Genomic DNA, 18,000 nt, shown 5'->3' on the forward strand with positions numbered 1-18,000 from the left:
CGCCCGCGGCGCCTCCGGAACCCCGTCGGCGCCGCCCCTACAGGCGGAGCAGCACCCGCCTCGCCACCGCGTCGGAGGCGGCCGCGAGCGGGCGGACCGCCAACCGGACCAGGGCGCGGGGGTTGTCGTCCCCGGCCACGCGGTTGGAGCCGAGTTCGCCGCAGCGAACGCAGCGGTGGATGAGCATCCACTCCCCGTCGGGACGCGAGGAGAGGCTCAGCGCGACCATCCTGCCCCGGCAGTCCGCGGCGCGGTCACCGGGAATCCGGCGGTCCACGTGCAGGCTGGCCAGGCAGTTCGGGCAGTGGTTCCGGTGGCTGGTCCCCGGTGCGGCGAGGGGGACCTCCAGACGGCACCCCGCGCACCGGAACGACCCGGACTCGCCGGCGGCGTGCCGGACGGTCTTCGCCCGCTGGGGCCGCCGGTCACGCACGTTGCGCCGTCCCACGCTCACACCTCCCCGAACAGGTCGAGCGGGAACGGCGGGTCGGCGAGGGGCCGCACCGCGATCCTCATGAGGACGAGGTGGTTGTCGTCCCGGGAGACGGAGCTCCCGGCCAGCTCGTCGCACAGCGTGCAGCGGTGGACGAGCATCCAGGCCCCGTCGCGCACGACCGCGACGGAGACGGGGACCATGCGCCCGCCGCAGTCGGAGCGGCCGCCCCGGACCTGGTCGACGACGTGGCGCGAGGTCAGGCAGCTCGGGCAGTGGTCGCGCCGTTCTCCCCCGGGCGCGAGGGCGGACACGGACAGGCCGCAGCGCAGGCACGTGAAGGTGCTGGTGCGCAGGGTGGGACTGGGTTCGTACGGTGAATCGGTGGTGGACACCCGGAACTCCTTGCTGGAAGTGGTACGAGGCAGCAGGAGCAGGCCGAGCGCTTCTCGACGGAAGGGGCGCCGCGTCAGACGGTGCGGGGGCCCGCAGGGATGTGAGGCGCGCTCGGCGCGTTCCGGTTCATCAACACCTGTCCTTGACCCGTGGGGCGTCGGCCCCCGGGAATCGTCTCCGGTTCCGGGCTCCCCGGCCCGGAAGTGACGATGGTAGGCAGGGTCTCCGAGCGGGCGCAACGGGTTTTCCGCGGCCCCCGGGGCGGGCGCGGCGCGGGGGGTCGCCGGGGCGGCCCCCGCCTGCGGCGCCCGGCCTCCGGGGGCGCGCGAACAGGCCGTGCGGCGTCCGCGCGGCGGGCGTAAACCCGTTGGAATTCCGGGCACCCGGTGCCTACGGTTGGGCCATGACCACACCTGTGCCCGGCCGCCGCCTGCCCGGGAGCGCGTCCTCCACCCCCGTCGACGCACCCCCGCCGGACGTGCCCGCACTGCTGCTCCGCGGCGTCGTCAAGCGCTTCGGGACGCTCACCGCCGTCGACGGGCTCGACCTGGAGGTCCCCCAGGGCGTCGTCCTCGGACTCCTCGGCCCCAACGGCGCGGGCAAGTCCACGACCATGAAGATGCTGACCGCCCAGTCCCTCGCGGACGAGGGCGAGATCCGCATCCTCGGGCACCCGATCCCCGCCGAGTCCAAGTGGGCCCGCGCCCGCATGGGCGTCGTCCCCCAGCACGACAACCTCGACGAGGAGCTCACCGTCGAGCAGAACCTGCGGATGTTCTCCTTCCTCTACCGGGTCCCGCGCGCCCGGCGCAAGGAGGCGGTCGCCCGCGCCATGCGCCTCGCCCAGCTCGGCGACCGGGGCGACACGCTCGTGGACGACCTGTCCGGGGGCATGCGCCGCCGCCTCCTCATCGTCCGCGCCCTCCTCCACAGACCCGAGCTCGTCCTCATGGACGAGCCCACCGTCGGCCTCGACCCGCAGGTGCGCCAGGACCTGTGGGGCGTCATCTCCGCGCTGCGCGACGAGGGCGTCACCGTCCTGATGTCCACCCACTACATCGAGGAGGCCGAACGCCTCTCCGACGAGGTGGCGCTCATGGCGAAGGGCGCGGTGGTCGAGCGCGGCACCCCCGCCGACCTCGTCGCCAAGTACGCGGGCTCCACCGTCGAGGAGTACACCCCGGGGGACGAGGGCGCCGACGTCCTCGAACGCCGCGTCCGCGAGCACGGCTTCACCACCCGCCGGACCGGCGTCACCCTGTCGGTCCTGCGCGCCGAGGAGCTGCCCGACTCCCTCCGCGACCGGCTGGGGACCCCCCACCGCCGGGCCAGCACCCTGGAGGACGTGTTCGTGACCCTGACCGGAGAGAGCGTCGAATGAGCATCCAGCACGACCGGGCCAGGGACGACGCCCGGCCCGAGGTCCACGCGCGCCCCGGACGGATCGAGGCCGACGCCGTGATCGGCGTCGTCGCCCGCGAGTGGATCCTGTACGGCCAGTCCTGGCGCGCCACCACGTTCGCCGCCGTCGTCGAGCCGACCCTCTACCTGCTCTGCTTCGGATTCGGGATGGGCGCCCTCATCGGCACCCTCGCCGGGTTCAGCTACATCGACTTCCTCGGCACCGGCATCGTGGCGGTGTCCGTGATGTTCCAGTCGATGATGCCCGCCGTCATCAACACCTTCATCAAGCGGCGCTTCCTGCACACCTACGAGGGCATCCTCGCCGCCCCGGTGGACGTGCGCGAGCTCGTCACCGGCGAGGCCCTGTGGCTGGCGATGCGCTCGGGCGTGTACGGCTGCGTCCCCCTGCTGGTCGCCGTCGGCTTCGGGCTCCGACCCGGCCCTGGCATGCTCCTGGTGCCGTTCATCGCGTTCCTGGCCGGGTTCGCGTTCGCGCTCTTCGGCATCTGGATCTCCGCGGTGATCACGTCGGTGCGGTCCATGGACTACGTGTTCAGCGGCCTGTTCACTCCGCTGTTCCTGGTCGCGGGCACGTTCTTCCCGCTCACGGAGCTGCCCGCCTGGGTGCAGAACGCCGCCATGGCCAACCCGCTCTACCACGCGGTCGAGCTGATCCGCGGCTCGGTGTTCGGAGGGCTCGGCGCCGGTGCGGCGCTCCTCCACGTCGGGGTGCTGCTGGGGTTCATCGTGCTGATGTGGTTCCTGGCAGGCTTCCAGATGCGACGGCGCGTCGTCGGCTGAGAACACCCCGGACGGGGCGCGGGCCGCCCCGTCCCCCGGGGGGGTTGCGGCACGCGGACGGCGCGGGCCGTCCCCAGGGGCTCCCGCGCCGTCCGTCCTGCCGCCCCGCGCGCCCTACCGGGGCGCGCGCCGGCTCACTCGCCGCCGCCGCTGGGGGACCAGCGCAGTTCGACGCCGCTGCGCCGACCCTCCTCGGTGACGCTCACGGCCAGGCCCATCGCCCCCCACTCGGCGGGGTTCTGCACCTCGGTGTCCGTCAGCACCTGGCGCATGTCGAAGTAGCCGGCGACCACGGCGTCGTCCATCTCCTGCATGGTCTGCTGGAACACCGGGTCGTCGCCCAGGCGCCCGGTGGCGCTGCTGCCGCTCGCCACGACGACGGCGTCCCCGTCGGTGGCCACACCCGGGGGAGTGGCGTACGGGTCGGAGGCGGCCACGTTCTCGACGAAGTCGCCCAGGACGCCCTCGTCGCCGCCGACCGCGCGGTACTGGAACGAGAACTCCTCGCCGCCGCCGTAGGCCGAGCCGAAGAAGCTGTCCAGGTCCATGCCGGTGACGCCGAACGCCGTGGACGAGCCCAGCAGGTTCGTGAAGCCCTCCGGCAGCGGAGCGCCCATGGCGTTGAACTCGCGCTCCATCTCCTGCATCTCGCCGCTGCCGCTCAGGAACGGGATCTCGTCGCTCTCGTAGGCGTCGGTCAGAGCCGTGTCCAGGCCGCTGGCGCCGAACGCCATGACGGTGCTCTCCGGCAGCGACTCCATCGCCGCCACGCTCGCGCCCGGCGTCTCGGCCAGCCAGGCCAGGTCGGCGCTGTCCACCTCGAAGTCGAAGACGTCCGCCCGCGCCTCCAGGTAGTCGCCGTCGATCCGCAGCGACGCGGTGGCCCGGCCGCTCACCTCACCGGTCTCGGCGGCCATCCCGCTCTGGATCTCCGCGGCGACGCCCTCCACCTCCATGAGGCGCGTGAAATCCGTCCAGCCCACGGCCAGGCTTCCGCCGGGCACGTCGGCCACGTCGCCGGAGTAGACGTCGGAGTCCTCCAGGGACCCGTGCTCGTCCACCTGGGCGGCCCGGTCGGCCAGCGCCGCCTCGGAGGTGGAGAGCAGGGCGAAGCCGTTGGTCATCTCGAAGTGGAGGGTGTCGTCGCCGCTCGCGAGGGAGGCCAGCTCCTCCTCGGCGCGCCGCTCGTCCTCGACCGCCAGCGCCAGCGCCATCGCGAGGCCGGAGCCCTCGTCGACCTCGGCCGCGGCGTCGGCGGTCGGCCACACGGAGACGCCGGCGCGCTGGCCGATCCACTCCTCCACGTCGGCCTGGCGGGACTCGGGGAAGGCCTCGACGAAGACCTCCGCGAACAGCTCCGTCATGTCGCCGTCGGGCTCGTCCATCTCCTCGGTCATCTCCGCCGGGAGCTGGTCGACGAACCGGATCAGCTCCATGGCCTGGGACCCGTCGATCGACAGGTCGACCTTGCCGAACGCGACGGAGCTGCCGGGGAGCACGGACTCGGGCTGCGGACCGCCGAAGCTCACCAGGGAGACGGTGGCCCAGACGGTTCCGCCCATCACGACGAGCGCCACGCCCGCCGCGGCGGGGATCAGCCAGCGGTTGCGCCCGCCGCCACCGCCCGGAGGCGGGCCGTACCCGCCGGAGTACTGGCCGGGGGGCGGGCCCCCGGGAACACCGCCGCCCGGGGCGCCGGGCACGCCGCCCGGAACACCCGGAGCGGCGTACTGCTGACCGGGGACGGGGCCCTGCGGCGGAGGGAAACCCTGCCCGGGCCGCCCGGGCGGCTGATGCTGCCACTGGGGCTGCTGTGAGGGATCGGGGTGGGACATCGGACCTCCGACGGGGGAATTCTTCGCGCGCGACCGCGCAGCCAACGCCGGGTCTGATGCCTGTCCACCCCGGTGTGGTTCGCGTTCCGCGCCACTTTCGGACGGCCGGTCGGGGAGAGGGCGCCCGCGCCGCCCCCACCGGCCGGGGGAGCGGCGGGATCCTGCCACCGGGCGCCGGGCCCGGGCGCCGGACGAGGGGTGTCCGGGCCCGGGACGCCGGGTCAGGGCGCGGAGGTGAGGTCCACGCCGCTGTACGCGGACAGCTTGCTCAGGCGGTGCTCGCTGAGCACCTGGCGGACGGTGCCGCTGCGGCCGCGCATGACGAGGGAGTCGGTGATGACGCGCGAGGACTCGTACCGCACGCCGCCGACCAGCTCGCCGTCGGTGATGCCCGTCGCGGCGAAGAACACGTCGTCGGACGAGACCAGGTCGTCGGTGTACAGCACGCGGCCCAGGTCGTGCCCGGCGTCGAGGGCCTTGCGGCGCTCGTCGTCGTCCTTCGGCCACAGGCGGCCCTGGATGACGCCGCCCAGGCACTTCATGGCGCAGGCCGTGATGATGCCCTCCGGGGTGCCGCCGATGCCCAGGAGCAGGTCGACGCCGGTGCCGGCACGGGCCGCCATGATCGCGCCGGCCACATCGCCGTCGCTGATGAACTTGATGCGGGCGCCCGCGTCGCGCACGTCCTGCACGAGCTGCTTGTGGCGGGGGCGGTCGAGGATGACCACCGTCACGTCCTGCGGCGACTTGCCCTTGGCGCGGGCCACCGCGCGGACGTTGTCGGCGACGGGGGCGGCGATGTCCACCACGTCCGCCGCCTCCGGGCCCGCGGCCAGCTTCTCCATGTAGAACACCGCGGACGGGTCGAACATGGTGTTGCGCGGGCTCATCGCGATCACCGCGATGGCGTTGGGCATGCCCATGGCGGTCAGGGTCGTCCCGTCGACGGGGTCGACGGCTACATCCCAGTCGTGGCCGCCGCCGTCGCCCACGCGCTCGCCGTTGTAGAGCATCGGGGCGTTGTCCTTCTCGCCCTCGCCGATCACGACCGTGCCGTTCATCGACACGGTGCTGATCATGTGCCGCATGCCGCGCACGGCGGCGCCGTCGGCGCCGATCTTGTCGCCCTTGCCGACCCAGCGGGCGGCGGCGAGCGCCGCGGTCTCTGTGACGCGGACCAGCTCCAGCGCGAGGTTGCGGTCGGGCGCCGCGGGCTGCGCGGACGGGCTACTGGGCTGCGACATGGACGTGACACCTTCCGACAGGGAACAGGGCGGGGGGACAGGTCTTAGGGTAGTCACCCGACGTGATCCCCGAGCGGCCCCGGGTACCCGCGCGGCCGCCCGAGCCGGTCGTCCGGAGGGCGCGAAGGTCTACTCTGGCGGGATCCGGACCGGAGCGGCCGGACTGGAGTGAGGGTGTGACAGTGGACAAGACGGACAAGCCGGAGAAGCTGGTGAAGCCCGCGCGGGTCTCCCCACGCGGAGCGGCCACCCGCAGCGCCCTGCTCAGGGCGGCGGCCCAGGTCTTCCACACGGTGGGTTTCGCCAAGGCCGGTGTCAGCGAGGTCGTCTCGGTGGCGGGGGCCAGCGTCGGGAGCCTCTACCACCACTTCACCGGCAAGGCGGACCTCTACCTCGCCCTGTACGAGGAGTTCCAGCAGCGCCAGCAGGAGCGGACCCACCAGGCGGTCGTGGAGGCCAGGGCGGGCGGTGAGAGCGATCCCACACGGCTCATGAACATCGCCGCGCACGCCTACCTCCTCGGATGCATCGAGGAGGGCGACACGACCCGCCTGTTCTTCAGCGGTGACGGCCCTCCCGGGTTCGACCACCAGCTGCGGTCACGGCTCACCCAGTGGACCGACCGCAACGTGGCGCTGTTCCGCAAGGCGGACGAGCCGGTGGACGAGGCCCTCCTGATCGTCGTGAGCGGGGCCATGCTGCTGGCCGTGGCCGAGGTGGTGCGCCGCGACGACGCCGAGGCGCGCAGGCTCGCCGACGACATCACCGGTCTGCTCACCCGGCTCGAACCACGGCACCGGACCGCGGAACCCGAGGCCTAGGCGGTCTTCCGCGGACCGTTCCGGGCCCGCGTCCGCCGGGCTGCCCCTCGCCGCGCCGACCCCGCTCGCACAGCCGGACCCGGGGGTCGGACAGGGCCGCCGCGGGGCCGGGGGTGCGCGCCGCTAAGCCCACCCCGGGTCGGAAAGGCCCCGGACCTGCGGCAAGCTGGACCCTGTCATGAGTGAGTACAGCCGGTCCAGCGCGACCTTCAAGAACTACGCCATCTCCCTCGGGATCCTCGTGGGCATCGTCCTGATCATGGCGTTCGTGGTCTCCACGCGCTCGGGCGAGCACATCCCCACCGTGGACTACCGGCCGGACGCCGACGTCCTGGGGGAGGCCGCCGACTACCCCGTGAGGGCGCCCTCGGCCGAGCTGACCGACGAGGGGTGGACGCCCACCAGCTCCACCCTCAACGTGAGCGGTCCGGTCGAGTGGAGCGTCGGTTTCGCCACGGCGGCCGACAGCCACGCCATGTTCACCCAGAGCGACGCCGACCCCGAGCAGGTCGTCGCGGAGCGCGTCAAGGAGGCCGAGCAGGTCGGCACGGTCGCGGTCGGCGGACGCGAGTGGGAGCACTACGACTCCGAGGACTGGGGCGCCCTGGTCCTGCGGGAGGAGGGCGTGACCCTGGTCGTCTCCGGTTCGGCCGAACTCGACGAACTGGCCCACCTGGCCGAGGGGCTGGAGGACCTCCCCGCGGCGGAGGGCGGCGGGGACGCGGAGCCCTCGGAGTCCCCCGAGGGCTAGGCCCTGGTCCGCAGGTCGTTCCGGGCCCGGACACGGCGAACGCCCGGCGGGCGCACCCGCCGGGCGTTCGGCATGCAGGGGCCGGGGCTACTCGGCGCGCAGGTCGCGGCGGAGCTCCTTGGGCAGCGAGAAGGTCAGCGTCTCGTCGGCGGTCGTCACCGGGGAGACGGAGCCGTAGCCGTGCCCGGCGAGCTTGTCGAGCAGCTCGCGCACCAGGATGTCCGGCACGGACGCGCCGCTGGTGACGCCGACCGTGGTCACGCCCTCCAGCCAGGCCTCGTCCATGAGGGACGCGTTGTCGATCAGGTAGGAGGCGTCGGCGCCCGCGTCCAGGGCGACCTCGACCAGGCGGACCGAGTTCGACGAGTTGTCGGAGCCGACCACGATGACCAGCTCGCACTCGGGCGCCATCGCCTTGACGGCGTCCTGGCGGTTGGAGGTGGCGTAGCAGATGTCGTCGCTGGGCGGGTCGAGCAGGTTCGGGAACCTCTCGCGCAGGGCGTCGACCGTCTGGGTGGTCTCGTCCACCGAGAGGGTGGTCTGGGACAGCCAGGAGACGTTGTCCGGGTTGCGGACCCGGACCTTGTGGACCTCGTCCGGGCTCTCCACGATCTGGATGTGCTCCGGGGCCTCACCGCTGGTGCCCTCGACCTCCTCATGGCCGATGTGGCCGATGAGGATGATGTCGCGATCCTCCGCCGCGAAGCGCTTGGCTTCCTTGTGGACCTTGGTGACGAGCGGGCAGGTCGCGTCGATCGTCTTGAGCTGCCGCCTCCCCGCCTCCTCGTGGACGGCGGGGGAGACGCCGTGCGCGGAGAACACGACGATGGCGCCCTCGGGCACCTCCTCGGTCTCCTCGACGAAGATCGCGCCGCGCTCCTCCAGGGTGCGCACCACGTGGGTGTTGTGCACGATCTGCTTGCGCACGTAGATCGGGGCGCCGTACTGCTCCAGGGCCTTCTCGACGGTGATGACCGCGCGGTCGACACCGGCGCAGTAACCCCGGGGGTTGGCGAGGAGCACACGGCGTTGGTTCGTGGCAGTCGTCATCGCAGTCATGCGTACATCCTAGGTGGCTTGGTCCGTGTACGACCCTGGTGTGGGCGATGGCACCGTTACGGGGATATCCGCGCCCCACCGGGGCCAAGGTGACGGTATCGCAACAGGATGTGTCCGGTCGTGGATCGAAGTGGCGAAATCGTTCGCCCATCCCCTGCTCGCGGTGTTCCCCCTCCTCTATCCTGGTTCACCATCGCATCTGTCACAGGCGGTTCGCCCCGACTCGGCCTTGCCCGGTCTGCTGGACGCGTGCCGCCGACCCCACCGCCGAGACCACCCAGGAGCCCCCGTCCTATGTCGAACCCGACGATCGCCACGAAACTGATCACCCTGGCCAAGGGAATCTTCGGGCGCAAGAAGCCGGCCGCCCCCGCCGAGCCCGCGGACACCGCCGCCCCGTCCGCCGCAGAGGCGGCCGGGGAGAAGGCCGCCGCCGGGAGCCCGGCCCCCGCCGCCGCGCCCGCCGCGACCCCCGAGCCCGCCGCCGCGGAGCCGGCCGCCGCGGAGCCGGCCGCCGCGGAGCCGGAGGCCGGGGAGAAGGCGCCCGCCTCGACCCCCGAGCCCGCCGCCGCGGCGCCCGCCGCGGAGTCGGCGGAGGCCCCCGGGGAGAAGGCCCCCGGGGCAGGGGCGACCCCCGCTCCGGAGTCCGGGACCGCCGAGAAGAAGACCACCCCCGAGAAGGCGGAGACCTCCGAGAAGGCGGAGACCTCCGAGGAGGAGGGGGCCCAGGTCCGCACGGAGCCCGTCGTCCCGGCCACCGAGGACGTCCCCGAGGAGGCCCCGGCCATCGCCGAGGAGCTGGCCGCCGCGGAGGCGCACACCACCGTCGCCAGCGACGAGGTGCTGGAGAAGGTCCGCAAGGAGGCCGCACCCGCCGTCGAGGACCTCGCCGTGCCGACCTACGACGAGCTCACCCTCCCGTCCGTCCGCGCGCGCCTGCGCAAGCTCAGCATCGAGCAGGTCCGCGACCTGCGCGCCTACGAGGTCGCGCACGGAGGGCGCACCGAGTTCATCAAGATGTACGACAACCGCATCGCCAAGCTGGAAGCCGGGGCGTAGCAGCCGGCGGGCCCGGCAGGCGCCTGTGCCGCGACCCGGCGGAACCACACGGGGGCGGGGAACGTCCTACTGACGAGCGCACCACGGCGCTTCCCGCTCGAAGGGCTACGACCATGCGTCCCGCGACTTCCACCGCCGCGCTCCTCACTGCGGCGGCCTTCTGGCTGACCGGCTGCTCGGTCGGCATCCCCGGCACCGACCAGGAGGTCAGCGTCGACCCCGACGGCGTCTCCGTCGGAAGCGAGGACGGAGAGGTCTCCGTCGACTCGGACGGCGACGTCACGGTCGGGAACCAGGACGGCGACGTGACCCTCGACGAGGGCGGCGGCGTGACCATCGACGACGGGACCGGCGACATCAACATCGCGTCGGTCGAGGGCAGCGTCACGGAGGACTGCGAGGGCCGCGACGTCAACGTGACCGCCAGCGGCGCGGAGGTCGTCCTCAACGGCCAGTGCGGCGCGGTCACCGTCACGGGCAACTCCCTCACCGTCCACGTCGGCGGCGCCGAGTCCATCCACGTGACCGGAGCCGAGAACACCGTCCACCACGCCGAGGGCGAACCCGACATCACCGACATCGGCATCGACAACACGGTGTCCGCGGGCGGGGACGCGCAGGGCTGACCGGAGCCGGGCGCGGCCGCGCCCGGCGACCGGCCTGCCCGGAACTGTCCCCGGCCTCCCCTAGGCTCGGTTGCCATGGGCATGGAGAGTTCCGCCGAGGCGCCGCAACCGGTACGAGTCGTCCTCAACGCCGTCGGCCAGTGGATCGGCCGCCTGGGCCGGATCTGGGTCGAGGGGCAGATCGCCGAGCTCAACCGCCGGGGGCGGATGGCCTACATCACGCTGCGCGACCCGGTCGCGAACGTGTCGGTGCGGGTGGTCTGCCAGACCTCGGTGCTGGACGCGCAGAGCCCGTCCCCCGAGGCGGGGGCGCGCGTCGTCGTGCACGCCAAACCCGACTTCTACGAGGTGCGCGGCACCTTCTCGCTCCGCGCGCTGGAGATCCGCCACGTGGGCCTGGGCGAACTCCTGGCCAGGCTGGAGCAGCTGCGGCGCACCCTGGCGGCGGAGGGGCTGTTCGACGAGGGGCGCAAGCGGCCCCTGCCCTTCCTCCCCGCCACGGTGGGGCTGGTCTGCGGACGCGACTCCGCGGCCGAGCGCGACGTGCTGGAGAACGGCCGCCGCCGGTGGCCCGCCGTCCGCTTCGAGGTGCGACAGGTCGCCGTCCAGGGCGACCGTGCGGTCCGCGAGGTGCTGGAGGCCCTGAAGGAGCTGGACTCGCACCCGGAGGTCGACGTCATCGTGATCGCCCGGGGCGGCGGCTCCCTGGAGGACCTGCTGCCGTTCTCCGACGAGGCGCTGGTGCGGGCGGTCGCGGCGGCGGGCACGCCCGTGGTGAGCGCGATCGGCCACGAACAGGACACCCCGCTCCTGGACCTCGTCGCCGACGTGCGCGCCTCCACGCCCACCGACGCGGCCAAGAAGACCGTCCCCGACGTGGGAGAGCAGCTGGAGATCATCAGGCAGCTGCGCGACCGGGGGCGCAGGGTCCTCACGGGCGCGCTGGAGCGCGAGCTCTCCTGGCTCTCGGGCATCCGGTCCCGTCCGGTCCTGGCCAGCCCCGTCCGGGAGATCGACCGGCTCGCGGAGCAGGTCGCGGACATGCGCGACCGGGCCCGCCGGAGCCTCACCCTGTCGCTCGACCGGGCCGGCGAGGGCCTCGGCCACACGAGGGCGCGTCTGCACGCCCTGTCCCCGGCCACGACGCTGGCACGCGGGTACGCCGTCGTGCAGCGCCCGGACGGGTCGGTGGTGCGCTCCGCGGCGGAACCGGACGTGGGGGAGTCCCTGCGGGTGAGGTTCGCCGAGGACAGCCTGACCGCCACCGTGGAGTCCGTCCACACCGAAGACACCACCGAGGGGGAGTAGAGATGGCCGCCAAGGGCACGAAGACCGACGGCAAGGACGGCGGGGCCGCCGTGCCGGAGCTGAGCTACGAGGAGAGCCGCGAAGAGCTCAACACGGTGGTCCGCCGACTGGAGTCGGGCGGGCTCAGCCTCAAGGAGTCCCTGGCCCTGTGGGAGCGGGGCGAGGAGCTGGCCCGCGTGTGCGAGCAGTGGCTGGAGGGCGCCCGGGCCAAGATGGCCGCCGCCATGGACGAGCGCCGGGAGGACGACCCCCCGGCGGACGGGGACACGCCCTTCTGATCCGCGCGGGCCCCGGCGGCTGACCGGTGCGCGGTGGGAGTGCGCCTCGGGGGAGCGGGGGCCCGCCCCCCGGGGGGGCGACCGGACACGCCCGGCGCTACCCGCGGCCGTTGAGCTCGTCGCCCAGGTCGCGGAGGTTGCCGGGCAGGCCGCGGAAGACCCCGATGACCAGGACCAGCGCGGTGCCCAGGAAGAGCCAGGGGGCCGCCTCGGCCAGCCGCGAGGCGAGGCCCAGGAGCAGGACCCGCGCGAACCCCTCGTTGCCCAGGGCCAGCACGCTCTCGGCGGCGGCCACCGCCACGAAGAACGCCAGGGGCGGGCTGACCGACAGCGAGAGCAGGTCGGCGGGGCGGACCGCGGACGCCGTCGCCAGGCAGGCGACCGTGAAGGCGATGCCCGGCACGGCGGGGGTGCCCGACCACTGGGCGATCATGGTCCCGGCGAAGCTCAGCACGGCGATGACCAGGACGCCGCCCCGACCGGTCAGGCGGGGAGGCCGGCGCACGGGGTTCCCCTCCGGGGCGCCCGGGGCGGCGCCCGCTCTCCTCCGGGCGCTCCGCGCGCCCCGGCCGCGGCCCTCGGGCCGCACGAAGTACGGTGCGTGCCCGGGCTCCGGACCGTCCGCCTTCCGCGGGGGCATAGCCGTTCGCCTCCCAAGTGTGTTGCTCACAGTGTTTAGTGTGTCACTTCTAGTAAGCGTAGGGCGTCTTTTCCGGGGAACGTGTCGCCATTTCGGTCACTTGCCCCTTCCGTCGCGAACACGCCTCCCACTCGTGGGACACCAGCATGGCGCACGGCGGTTCTGTCGCTCCGGAGGTGCTCGCCCGAGTTGTCCTCGGGCGGATCGTCGGACCTGCGCCGACCTGCGGATTCATGTCCCGTGCACGCTCTTTCGGGGTTCTTTTCCGGTCGAACCATTGCTCTTGTTACCCACATGCCGAATACCGTCGAAATCCGAGCCCTCCCGGTCTCCCGCTCCGGGAGCCGCCCCGCGGACCCCGTCACGCCCCGCGGGGTCGTCCGGCAGCGGTCCGCCGAGTGCCTGCCCGTCCTCACCGAACGCCTCCGCCCCGTACCCCGACAGCTCGGGGGCGGCCACCGTGCGCGGGCGCTCCTCCACGCCGGTCGGCCGGTCCAGCTCGCCGTCCACGAGGCCCAGCTCGCCGAACCGCCGGGCGGTCACGAGCACGCGGCTCTCCAGCGACCCCACCGTCTGGTTGTAGGCGCCCACGGTCCGGGTCAGCGCCCGGCCCAGGGCCTCCACGTGCCCGCCCAGCGTGCCCAGCCGTTCGTGCAGCTGCTTGCCGAGGTCGAACACCGCCCTCGCGTTCTCGCTCAGCGCCTCCTGCTGCCACGCGTACTGCGCCGTCCGCAACAGGGAGATCAGCGTCGTCGGCGTGGCGATGTGGACCCGTCGCGCCATCGCGTGCTCCAACAGGCCGGGGTCGTGCTCCAGGGCCGGGGCCAGGAAGGCCTCGCCGGGGATGAACAGCACCACGAACTCCGGGGCCGGGGTGAACGCCGCCCAGTACGACTTGGCCGCCAGCTGGTCGACATGTGTGCGGAGGTGCCGCGCGTGGGCGCGCAGGCGCTCCTCGGCGGCCTCCTCCCGGCCCGCCTCCACGGCGTCCAGGTACGCGGAGAGCGGCACCTTGGAGTCCACGACGATGTTCTTGCCCCCGGCCAGGCGCACCACCATGTCGGGGCGCTGCGACCCGTCCCGTGTCGCCGCCTGCTCCTCGAAGTCGCAGCGGGGGCCCATCCCCGCCAGCTCGGCCACCCGGCGCAGCTGCAGCTCGCCCCACCGGCCGCGCGCCTCGGGCCGCCGCAGCGCGGTCACCAGGGACCGGGTCTGCTCCCCCAGGCGCTCCGACCCCTCGCGCACGTACTCCACCTGCTTGGCCAGCTCCGCGTGGGCGGCCACCCGTCCCGCGTCCACCTCCCTGAGCTGCCGCTCCACCCGGTTCAGCGTCTCGGTCAGCGGTTCCACCATGCGCTCCACCGCCCGCCGCCGCTCGTCGAGGTCGCCGCCGGCCTGGGCGCTGACCGCGCGCAGGCGTCCCTCCGCGAGCTCCAGGAAGCGCTGGTTGGTCTGGTCCAGGGCCTGCGCGGACAGGGCGCGGAACCGGTCGCCGAGCTGCTCCTCGACGTAGGCCGCCCGCTCCTCGGCGGCCCGGGCCTCCGCCCGGGCCTCGGCCTCCCGCCCGCGGGCGAGGATCCATCCCACGGCGACGCCGATCGCCAGGCCGACCAGGAGCATGAGTACGAGTGCGAGACCGTCCATGGCGCACATGGTGCCAGTCGCCGTGCGCCCCGGTCTCCCCGCCACGCAGGACATCGGCGGGCAGGCCGACCAAGTCCGGCATGTCCGCCGCCCGGGGCCGTGCGGCCGCGCGGCCCCGGAGGACCGGTCCGGAGGCGGCGGCGCCGTCCGGGGCTCCGGGGAGCGGTGGGAGGTCGCGGACCCGAGTCCGCATCCGGACATCCTCTTTCCTTGTGCAAAAGTTTTCGAGACCCTGGAGGTTCGAACGCGAAGGCCGGAACTCCGCACCGGCCCCGATCCCCGCAGTCCCCCTATCCGAGGAGGCCCCCTCCCATGCGACTGGAGACCTACAGCAGCGGTACCGGAGACCACACCATCGCCCTCGTCCACGGGGCCATGGCACACCACGGGACCTGGCACGCCGTCGAGGCCGAACTCGTCGCACGCGGCCACCGCGTGCTCGGCGTGGACATGCGCGGCCACGGGCGCAGTCCGCGCGGCCCCTACAGCGTCGAGGCGCTCGGGGACGACCTCGCGGACTCCCTCCCCACCGGGCTCGACGCGGTCGTCGGCCACTCGATGGGCGGGGTCGCGCTCTCCCTGGCCGTCGAGCGGCTCGTGCCCCGCCGGGCGGTCTACGTCGACCCGGCGTTCCGGCTCCCGCCCATGGCCGACGACGCCGGTGAGCGTATGCGCAGGGTGTTCGCCACCGCGGACGTCGAGGGCGTGCGCCAGCTCAACCCCAGGTGGAGCGACGCCGACGTCGAGAAGGAGCTCAGCGGCTTCGCCTCCTTCGACCCGGCGTTCTTCGACTTCGTCGCCTCGGAGGTCGCCGGGAGGGACTTCCTCCCGGAGAGGCCGGCCGTCCCCTCCCTCGTCCTGCGCGCGGGGAACGGCATCACCGTCGACCCGCGGGCGGCACGGGAGCTCGCCGAGCGCGGCTTCACCGTACGGGTCGTGGAGGGGGCGGGCCACTGCGTCCACCGCGACGAACCGGCGGCCCTGGTCGACGCCCTGGACGGCTGGGTGCGCGGCCGCGCGCCGTCCCCCCGGAGGGCCGTGGCCGGGGCGGCCCGGGCGCGGCTGTAGCCGACGGGGCCCCTCCCGGGCAGCCCGCGGCCCCGCCGCGGGGCCGCGGCCGGGAGGGGCCCGGCGCGGGCCGTGCCTGCCCCTCAGGCGCTCCTGGAGTCCGGGGAGCAGGCCGCGAGCGCCTCGCGCCAACCGGCCACCGACGTCCAGAAACCGGCGGGGACCGGCTGCGGCGTGAACAGCCACATCCGCTCCGTGGCGGGTGAGGCCCGTCCGGCGATCTCCGGACGCGGCCGGTAGGGCGGCCTCCCGCTCACCGGGTACCACGTGTACTCCAACGGGTCGAGCAGCGCCATCAGCCGCTCCTCGACCCCCCGGTCCGGCCGGACCTTGACCAGCATCCACGGCCGGTACCGGCGCAGCACCTCCAGCCCCCCGGCGACCACGTCGGGCTCCGTGCCGACCGTGTCGATCTTCACGACCGCCGGGGCGGCGGACGCGGTCTCGCTCCACCGGGCCAGGGTGCTCACCCCCACGGTGATGTGGGACAGGTCCCCCCGGGCGGCGTGCACCAGCGTGTTGCACATGTCGTTGTTCCTGGCCCGGCGCAGGTGGGCGGTGCCGTTGTGGTTGCTCAGCGCCAGCTCCACCACCGAGAACCCCAGGTCCGCGGAGGACGACACCGCACGGGCGGCCGAGGCGATCTCGGGCGTGGGCTCGAACGCGAACACGGGCCGGCTGCTGCGCGCGGCGGCCAGCACCGAGTAGACCCCCACCCCCGACCCGACGTCGAGCACCGCCCCGGGCCGCGTGTGGCCGAGCATGGCGAGGAAGCAGGCCAGGCTGTCGGGTTCGTGGCGGGCCAGGCCGAACGCGGCCAGGCGCCGGGGCACCGTCAGGTCCCCGGGGAGCCGCAGGGTGAGGCTGTCCGGCCCGGCCCCGCGGGTGTCCGACGCCAGCCGCGGGAGGGCGAAGGTGAAGCTGCGGCTCCACGGCGGGACGTGCGCGGGGTCCAGGCCGCCCAGCCGCCTGGGCAGGCGCACGCGGATCTGCCGTGTCGCGAAGCGGACGAGCGGGTAGCGGCGCACGAGCGCCCGGAGTTGTTCGGTGACCACAGTTGTCCTCCCCCAGGAACGTGGCCGCGGCAGAGGAGGGTGAGCGGAAGGCCCCGCCGCCCCCGCGGCGGGGCCGCGCCGCCGCGCGGTACCCCCGGACGTGCCGCCTGCCCGCTGCGCCGGGTCGGTCGAGGAGCCCACCGTGCCCCTGTGGCCCTCGTGGCCCTCGTGGCCCCCGCCCGGCACGGACCGGACGTCCACCGGATGCCGCCTCCCCCGTGTCAGCGGCCGTGTTTCGACCGGGGACGCGGGGTGCGGGTGCCCGGGTGCGCGGCACACGGCCGCCCGGACGGTTTCCACCCCCGGTCCCCGGAGACGTTGAACGAACCTACTGTGAGCAGCGTCCCCTGTGCAGCGTGTTTCGGTGATCGGTGCCGCTTTCCGGCGGCGGGGGACCGTCCCACCCGCCGGTCCGCATAGACTCGGGCCTTGTGAGTCTGTCTATCGGGATCGTCGGCCTGCCCAACGTCGGCAAGTCCACCCTCTTCAACGCCCTGACCAAGAACGACGCTCTGGCGGCGAACTACCCGTTCGCGACCATCGAGCCCAACGTCGGGGTCGTGGGCGTGCCCGACGGCCGGCTCGGGAAGCTGGCCGAGATCTTCGGTTCGGCCAAGGTCCTCCCGGCGACGGTGGACTTCGTCGACATCGCGGGCATCGTGCGCGGCGCCTCCACCGGTGAGGGCCTGGGCAACAAGTTCCTCGCCAACATCCGCGAGAGCGACGCCATCTGCCAGGTGATCCGGGCCTTCGACGACCCCGACGTCACGCACGTCGACGGCGACGTCGAGCCCTCCCGCGACATCGAGACCATCAACACCGAGCTGATCCTCGCCGATCTCCAGACCCTGGAGAAGGCGCTCCCGCGCCTGGAGAAGGACGCCAAGCGCAACGCCAAGGACAAGGGCGCCCAGGAGCTGCTCCAGGCCGCCCGGCAGGCCCAGGAGGTCCTGGACGGCGGCACGTCGCTGTCCGCCGCCGAGGGCATCGACCTGGACCGGCTGCGCGAGCTGAGCCTGCTCACGGTCAAGCCGTTCATCTACGTGTTCAACCTCGACACGGACGAGCTCGCCGACGAGGCGCTGCGCGGCAAGCTCCAGGCCCTCGTCGCCCCCGCCGAGGCGATCTTCCTCGACGCCAAGATCGAGGCGGAGCTGGCCGAGCTGGACGACGACGAGGCACAGGAGCTCCTGGAGTCCCTGGGGCAGTCCGAGTCGGGCCTGGCTCAGCTCGCCCGGGTCGGCTTCGACACCCTCGGGCTCCAGACCTACCTGACCGCCGGGCCCAAGGAGGCCCGCGCCTGGACGATCAGCAAGGGCGCGACCGCCCCCGAGGCCGCGGGCGTCATCCACACCGACTTCCAGCGCGGCTTCATCAAGGCCGAGGTGGTCTCCTACGACGACCTCGTGGCCGCGGGCGACATGCAGACCGCCCGCGCCGCGGGCAAGGTCCGCATGGAGGGCAAGGAGTACGTGATGGCCGACGGCGACGTGGTCGAGTTCCGCTTCAACGTCTGACCGGACCAGGGACCCCGCGGCACCCGTGAGGGGCCGCGCACCGCCGTGACCGCGGCGGCGC

Annotated in this window: 18 protein-coding genes; 10 read left to right on the forward strand and 8 right to left on the reverse strand. The window is 73.6% G+C overall.

The window, feature by feature from the left end; genetic code table 11:
- Nucleotides 1-37: 37 nt before the first annotated feature.
- Nucleotides 38-454: an RNHCP domain-containing protein gene (locus tag ACWGL3_RS22870; RefSeq protein WP_267946544.1), complete on the reverse strand. Its 417-nt coding sequence runs from the start codon at nucleotides 452-454 to the stop codon at nucleotides 38-40.
- A complete protein-coding gene (locus ACWGL3_RS22875) occupies nucleotides 451-828 on the reverse strand; it encodes an RNHCP domain-containing protein (protein WP_267946543.1) in 378 nt (125 codons plus the stop codon). Before ACWGL3_RS22875 ends, ACWGL3_RS22870 begins: the two co-directional genes overlap by 4 nt.
- A gap of 404 nt (nucleotides 829-1,232) precedes the next feature.
- On the opposite strand from ACWGL3_RS22875, the gene ACWGL3_RS22880 reads away from it, so the two are divergent.
- Both ACWGL3_RS22880 and ACWGL3_RS22885 read left to right on the forward strand, forming a co-directional pair.
- On the forward strand, nucleotides 1,233-2,210 hold the full coding sequence (locus ACWGL3_RS22880; RefSeq protein WP_352984024.1) for an ABC transporter ATP-binding protein: 978 nt from the start codon (nucleotides 1,233-1,235) through the stop codon (nucleotides 2,208-2,210).
- On the forward strand, nucleotides 2,207-3,034 hold the full coding sequence (locus ACWGL3_RS22885; RefSeq protein ID WP_267946541.1) for an ABC transporter permease: 828 nt from the start codon (nucleotides 2,207-2,209) through the stop codon (nucleotides 3,032-3,034). The genes ACWGL3_RS22880 and ACWGL3_RS22885 overlap by 4 nt, the downstream gene beginning before the upstream one ends.
- A gap of 134 nt (nucleotides 3,035-3,168) precedes the next feature.
- Here the strand turns inward: ACWGL3_RS22885 and ACWGL3_RS22890 are convergent, their stop codons facing one another.
- A complete protein-coding gene (locus ACWGL3_RS22890) occupies nucleotides 3,169-4,869 on the reverse strand; it encodes a hypothetical protein (RefSeq protein WP_267946540.1) in 1,701 nt (566 codons plus the stop codon).
- A gap of 221 nt (nucleotides 4,870-5,090) precedes the next feature.
- A complete protein-coding gene (gene glpX, locus ACWGL3_RS22895; RefSeq protein ID WP_267946539.1) occupies nucleotides 5,091-6,113 on the reverse strand; it encodes a class II fructose-bisphosphatase in 1,023 nt (340 codons plus the stop codon).
- 182 nt (nucleotides 6,114-6,295) lie between these two features.
- Between glpX and ACWGL3_RS22900 the strand changes: the two genes are divergently transcribed.
- Nucleotides 6,296-6,934 (forward strand): TetR/AcrR family transcriptional regulator, encoded by a 639-nt coding sequence (locus ACWGL3_RS22900; RefSeq protein WP_267950514.1) that lies wholly within the window; start codon nucleotides 6,296-6,298, stop codon nucleotides 6,932-6,934.
- Nucleotides 6,935-7,112: 178 nt separating this feature from the next.
- Nucleotides 7,113-7,685, forward strand: coding sequence for a DUF4245 domain-containing protein (locus tag ACWGL3_RS22905; protein WP_352984030.1), 573 nt, complete (start codon nucleotides 7,113-7,115; stop codon nucleotides 7,683-7,685).
- Nucleotides 7,686-7,772: 87 nt separating this feature from the next.
- On the opposite strand, the gene ACWGL3_RS22910 is transcribed toward ACWGL3_RS22905, so the two are convergent.
- Entirely contained in the window at nucleotides 7,773-8,744 is a 972-nt protein-coding gene (locus ACWGL3_RS22910) for a 4-hydroxy-3-methylbut-2-enyl diphosphate reductase (RefSeq protein WP_267946537.1), read from the reverse strand.
- Between the two features lie 294 nt (nucleotides 8,745-9,038).
- Here ACWGL3_RS22910 and ACWGL3_RS22915 point away from each other — a divergent pair, with 294 nt between their 5' ends.
- From ACWGL3_RS22915 to ACWGL3_RS22930, 4 genes are all read left to right on the forward strand, one after another.
- Nucleotides 9,039-9,803, forward strand: coding sequence for a hypothetical protein (locus tag ACWGL3_RS22915; protein WP_452461765.1), 765 nt, complete (start codon nucleotides 9,039-9,041; stop codon nucleotides 9,801-9,803).
- A 113-nt stretch (nucleotides 9,804-9,916) separates the two neighbouring features.
- Nucleotides 9,917-10,429 carry a DUF3060 domain-containing protein gene (locus tag ACWGL3_RS22920; RefSeq protein ID WP_267946535.1) on the forward strand — a complete coding sequence of 171 codons (513 nt, stop codon included), beginning with the start codon at nucleotides 9,917-9,919 and terminating at the stop codon, nucleotides 10,427-10,429.
- A 75-nt stretch (nucleotides 10,430-10,504) separates the two neighbouring features.
- The gene (xseA, locus tag ACWGL3_RS22925; protein WP_344185330.1) at nucleotides 10,505-11,737 is read left to right on the forward strand and encodes an exodeoxyribonuclease VII large subunit; all 1,233 of its coding nucleotides are present in this window, start codon (nucleotides 10,505-10,507) and stop codon (nucleotides 11,735-11,737) included.
- 2 nt (nucleotides 11,738-11,739) lie between these two features.
- Nucleotides 11,740-12,015: an exodeoxyribonuclease VII small subunit gene (locus tag ACWGL3_RS22930; protein ID WP_267946533.1), complete on the forward strand. Its 276-nt coding sequence runs from the start codon at nucleotides 11,740-11,742 to the stop codon at nucleotides 12,013-12,015.
- A gap of 97 nt (nucleotides 12,016-12,112) precedes the next feature.
- Here the strand turns inward: ACWGL3_RS22930 and ACWGL3_RS22935 are convergent, their stop codons facing one another.
- Both ACWGL3_RS22935 and ACWGL3_RS22940 read right to left on the reverse strand, forming a co-directional pair.
- Nucleotides 12,113-12,655 (reverse strand): DUF6542 domain-containing protein, encoded by a 543-nt coding sequence (locus ACWGL3_RS22935; protein ID WP_267946532.1) that lies wholly within the window; start codon nucleotides 12,653-12,655, stop codon nucleotides 12,113-12,115.
- 231 nt (nucleotides 12,656-12,886) lie between these two features.
- Complete coding sequence (locus ACWGL3_RS22940) at nucleotides 12,887-14,299, reverse strand: DNA recombination protein RmuC (RefSeq protein WP_452461766.1); 1,413 nt, start codon at nucleotides 14,297-14,299, stop codon at nucleotides 12,887-12,889.
- Between the two features lie 312 nt (nucleotides 14,300-14,611).
- Here ACWGL3_RS22940 and ACWGL3_RS22945 point away from each other — a divergent pair, with 312 nt between their 5' ends.
- Nucleotides 14,612-15,367 carry an alpha/beta fold hydrolase gene (locus ACWGL3_RS22945; protein WP_267946530.1) on the forward strand — a complete coding sequence of 252 codons (756 nt, stop codon included), beginning with the start codon at nucleotides 14,612-14,614 and terminating at the stop codon, nucleotides 15,365-15,367.
- Nucleotides 15,368-15,450: 83 nt separating this feature from the next.
- Here the strand turns inward: ACWGL3_RS22945 and ACWGL3_RS22950 are convergent, their stop codons facing one another.
- Nucleotides 15,451-16,422, reverse strand: a complete 972-nt coding sequence (locus ACWGL3_RS22950; RefSeq protein ID WP_267946529.1) for an FkbM family methyltransferase — start codon at nucleotides 16,420-16,422, stop codon at nucleotides 15,451-15,453.
- Nucleotides 16,423-16,853: 431 nt separating this feature from the next.
- Between ACWGL3_RS22950 and ychF the strand changes: the two genes are divergently transcribed.
- Entirely contained in the window at nucleotides 16,854-17,939 is a 1,086-nt protein-coding gene (gene ychF, locus ACWGL3_RS22955) for a redox-regulated ATPase YchF (RefSeq protein ID WP_267946528.1), read from the forward strand.
- Nucleotides 17,940-18,000: the final 61 nt, after the last annotated feature.

This window comes from Nocardiopsis sp. NPDC055824 (genome assembly GCF_053616335.1).

Excerpts from the sequence above, each read along its gene's own strand:
- ACWGL3_RS22920 (WP_267946535.1), top strand. The coding sequence starts at position 9,917 with ATGCGTCCCGCGACTTCCACCGCCGCGCTCCTCACTGCGGCGGCCTTC.
- ACWGL3_RS22880 (WP_352984024.1), top strand. The coding sequence starts at position 1,233 with ATGACCACACCTGTGCCCGGCCGCCGCCTGCCCGGGAGCGCGTCCTCC.
- glpX (WP_267946539.1), bottom strand. The coding sequence starts at position 6,113 with ATGTCGCAGCCCAGTAGCCCGTCCGCGCAGCCCGCGGCGCCCGACCGC.
- ACWGL3_RS22890 (WP_267946540.1), bottom strand. The coding sequence starts at position 4,869 with ATGTCCCACCCCGATCCCTCACAGCAGCCCCAGTGGCAGCATCAGCCG.
- ACWGL3_RS22905 (WP_352984030.1), top strand. The coding sequence starts at position 7,113 with ATGAGTGAGTACAGCCGGTCCAGCGCGACCTTCAAGAACTACGCCATC.
- ACWGL3_RS22940 (WP_452461766.1), bottom strand. The coding sequence starts at position 14,299 with ATGGACGGTCTCGCACTCGTACTCATGCTCCTGGTCGGCCTGGCGATC.
- xseA (WP_344185330.1), top strand. The coding sequence starts at position 10,505 with ATGGGCATGGAGAGTTCCGCCGAGGCGCCGCAACCGGTACGAGTCGTC.
- ACWGL3_RS22930 (WP_267946533.1), top strand. The coding sequence starts at position 11,740 with ATGGCCGCCAAGGGCACGAAGACCGACGGCAAGGACGGCGGGGCCGCC.
- ACWGL3_RS22885 (WP_267946541.1), top strand. The coding sequence starts at position 2,207 with ATGAGCATCCAGCACGACCGGGCCAGGGACGACGCCCGGCCCGAGGTC.
- ACWGL3_RS22915 (WP_452461765.1), top strand. The coding sequence starts at position 9,039 with ATGTCGAACCCGACGATCGCCACGAAACTGATCACCCTGGCCAAGGGA.
- ACWGL3_RS22910 (WP_267946537.1), bottom strand. The coding sequence starts at position 8,744 with ATGACTGCGATGACGACTGCCACGAACCAACGCCGTGTGCTCCTCGCC.
- ACWGL3_RS22935 (WP_267946532.1), bottom strand. The coding sequence starts at position 12,655 with ATGCCCCCGCGGAAGGCGGACGGTCCGGAGCCCGGGCACGCACCGTAC.
- ACWGL3_RS22945 (WP_267946530.1), top strand. The coding sequence starts at position 14,612 with ATGCGACTGGAGACCTACAGCAGCGGTACCGGAGACCACACCATCGCC.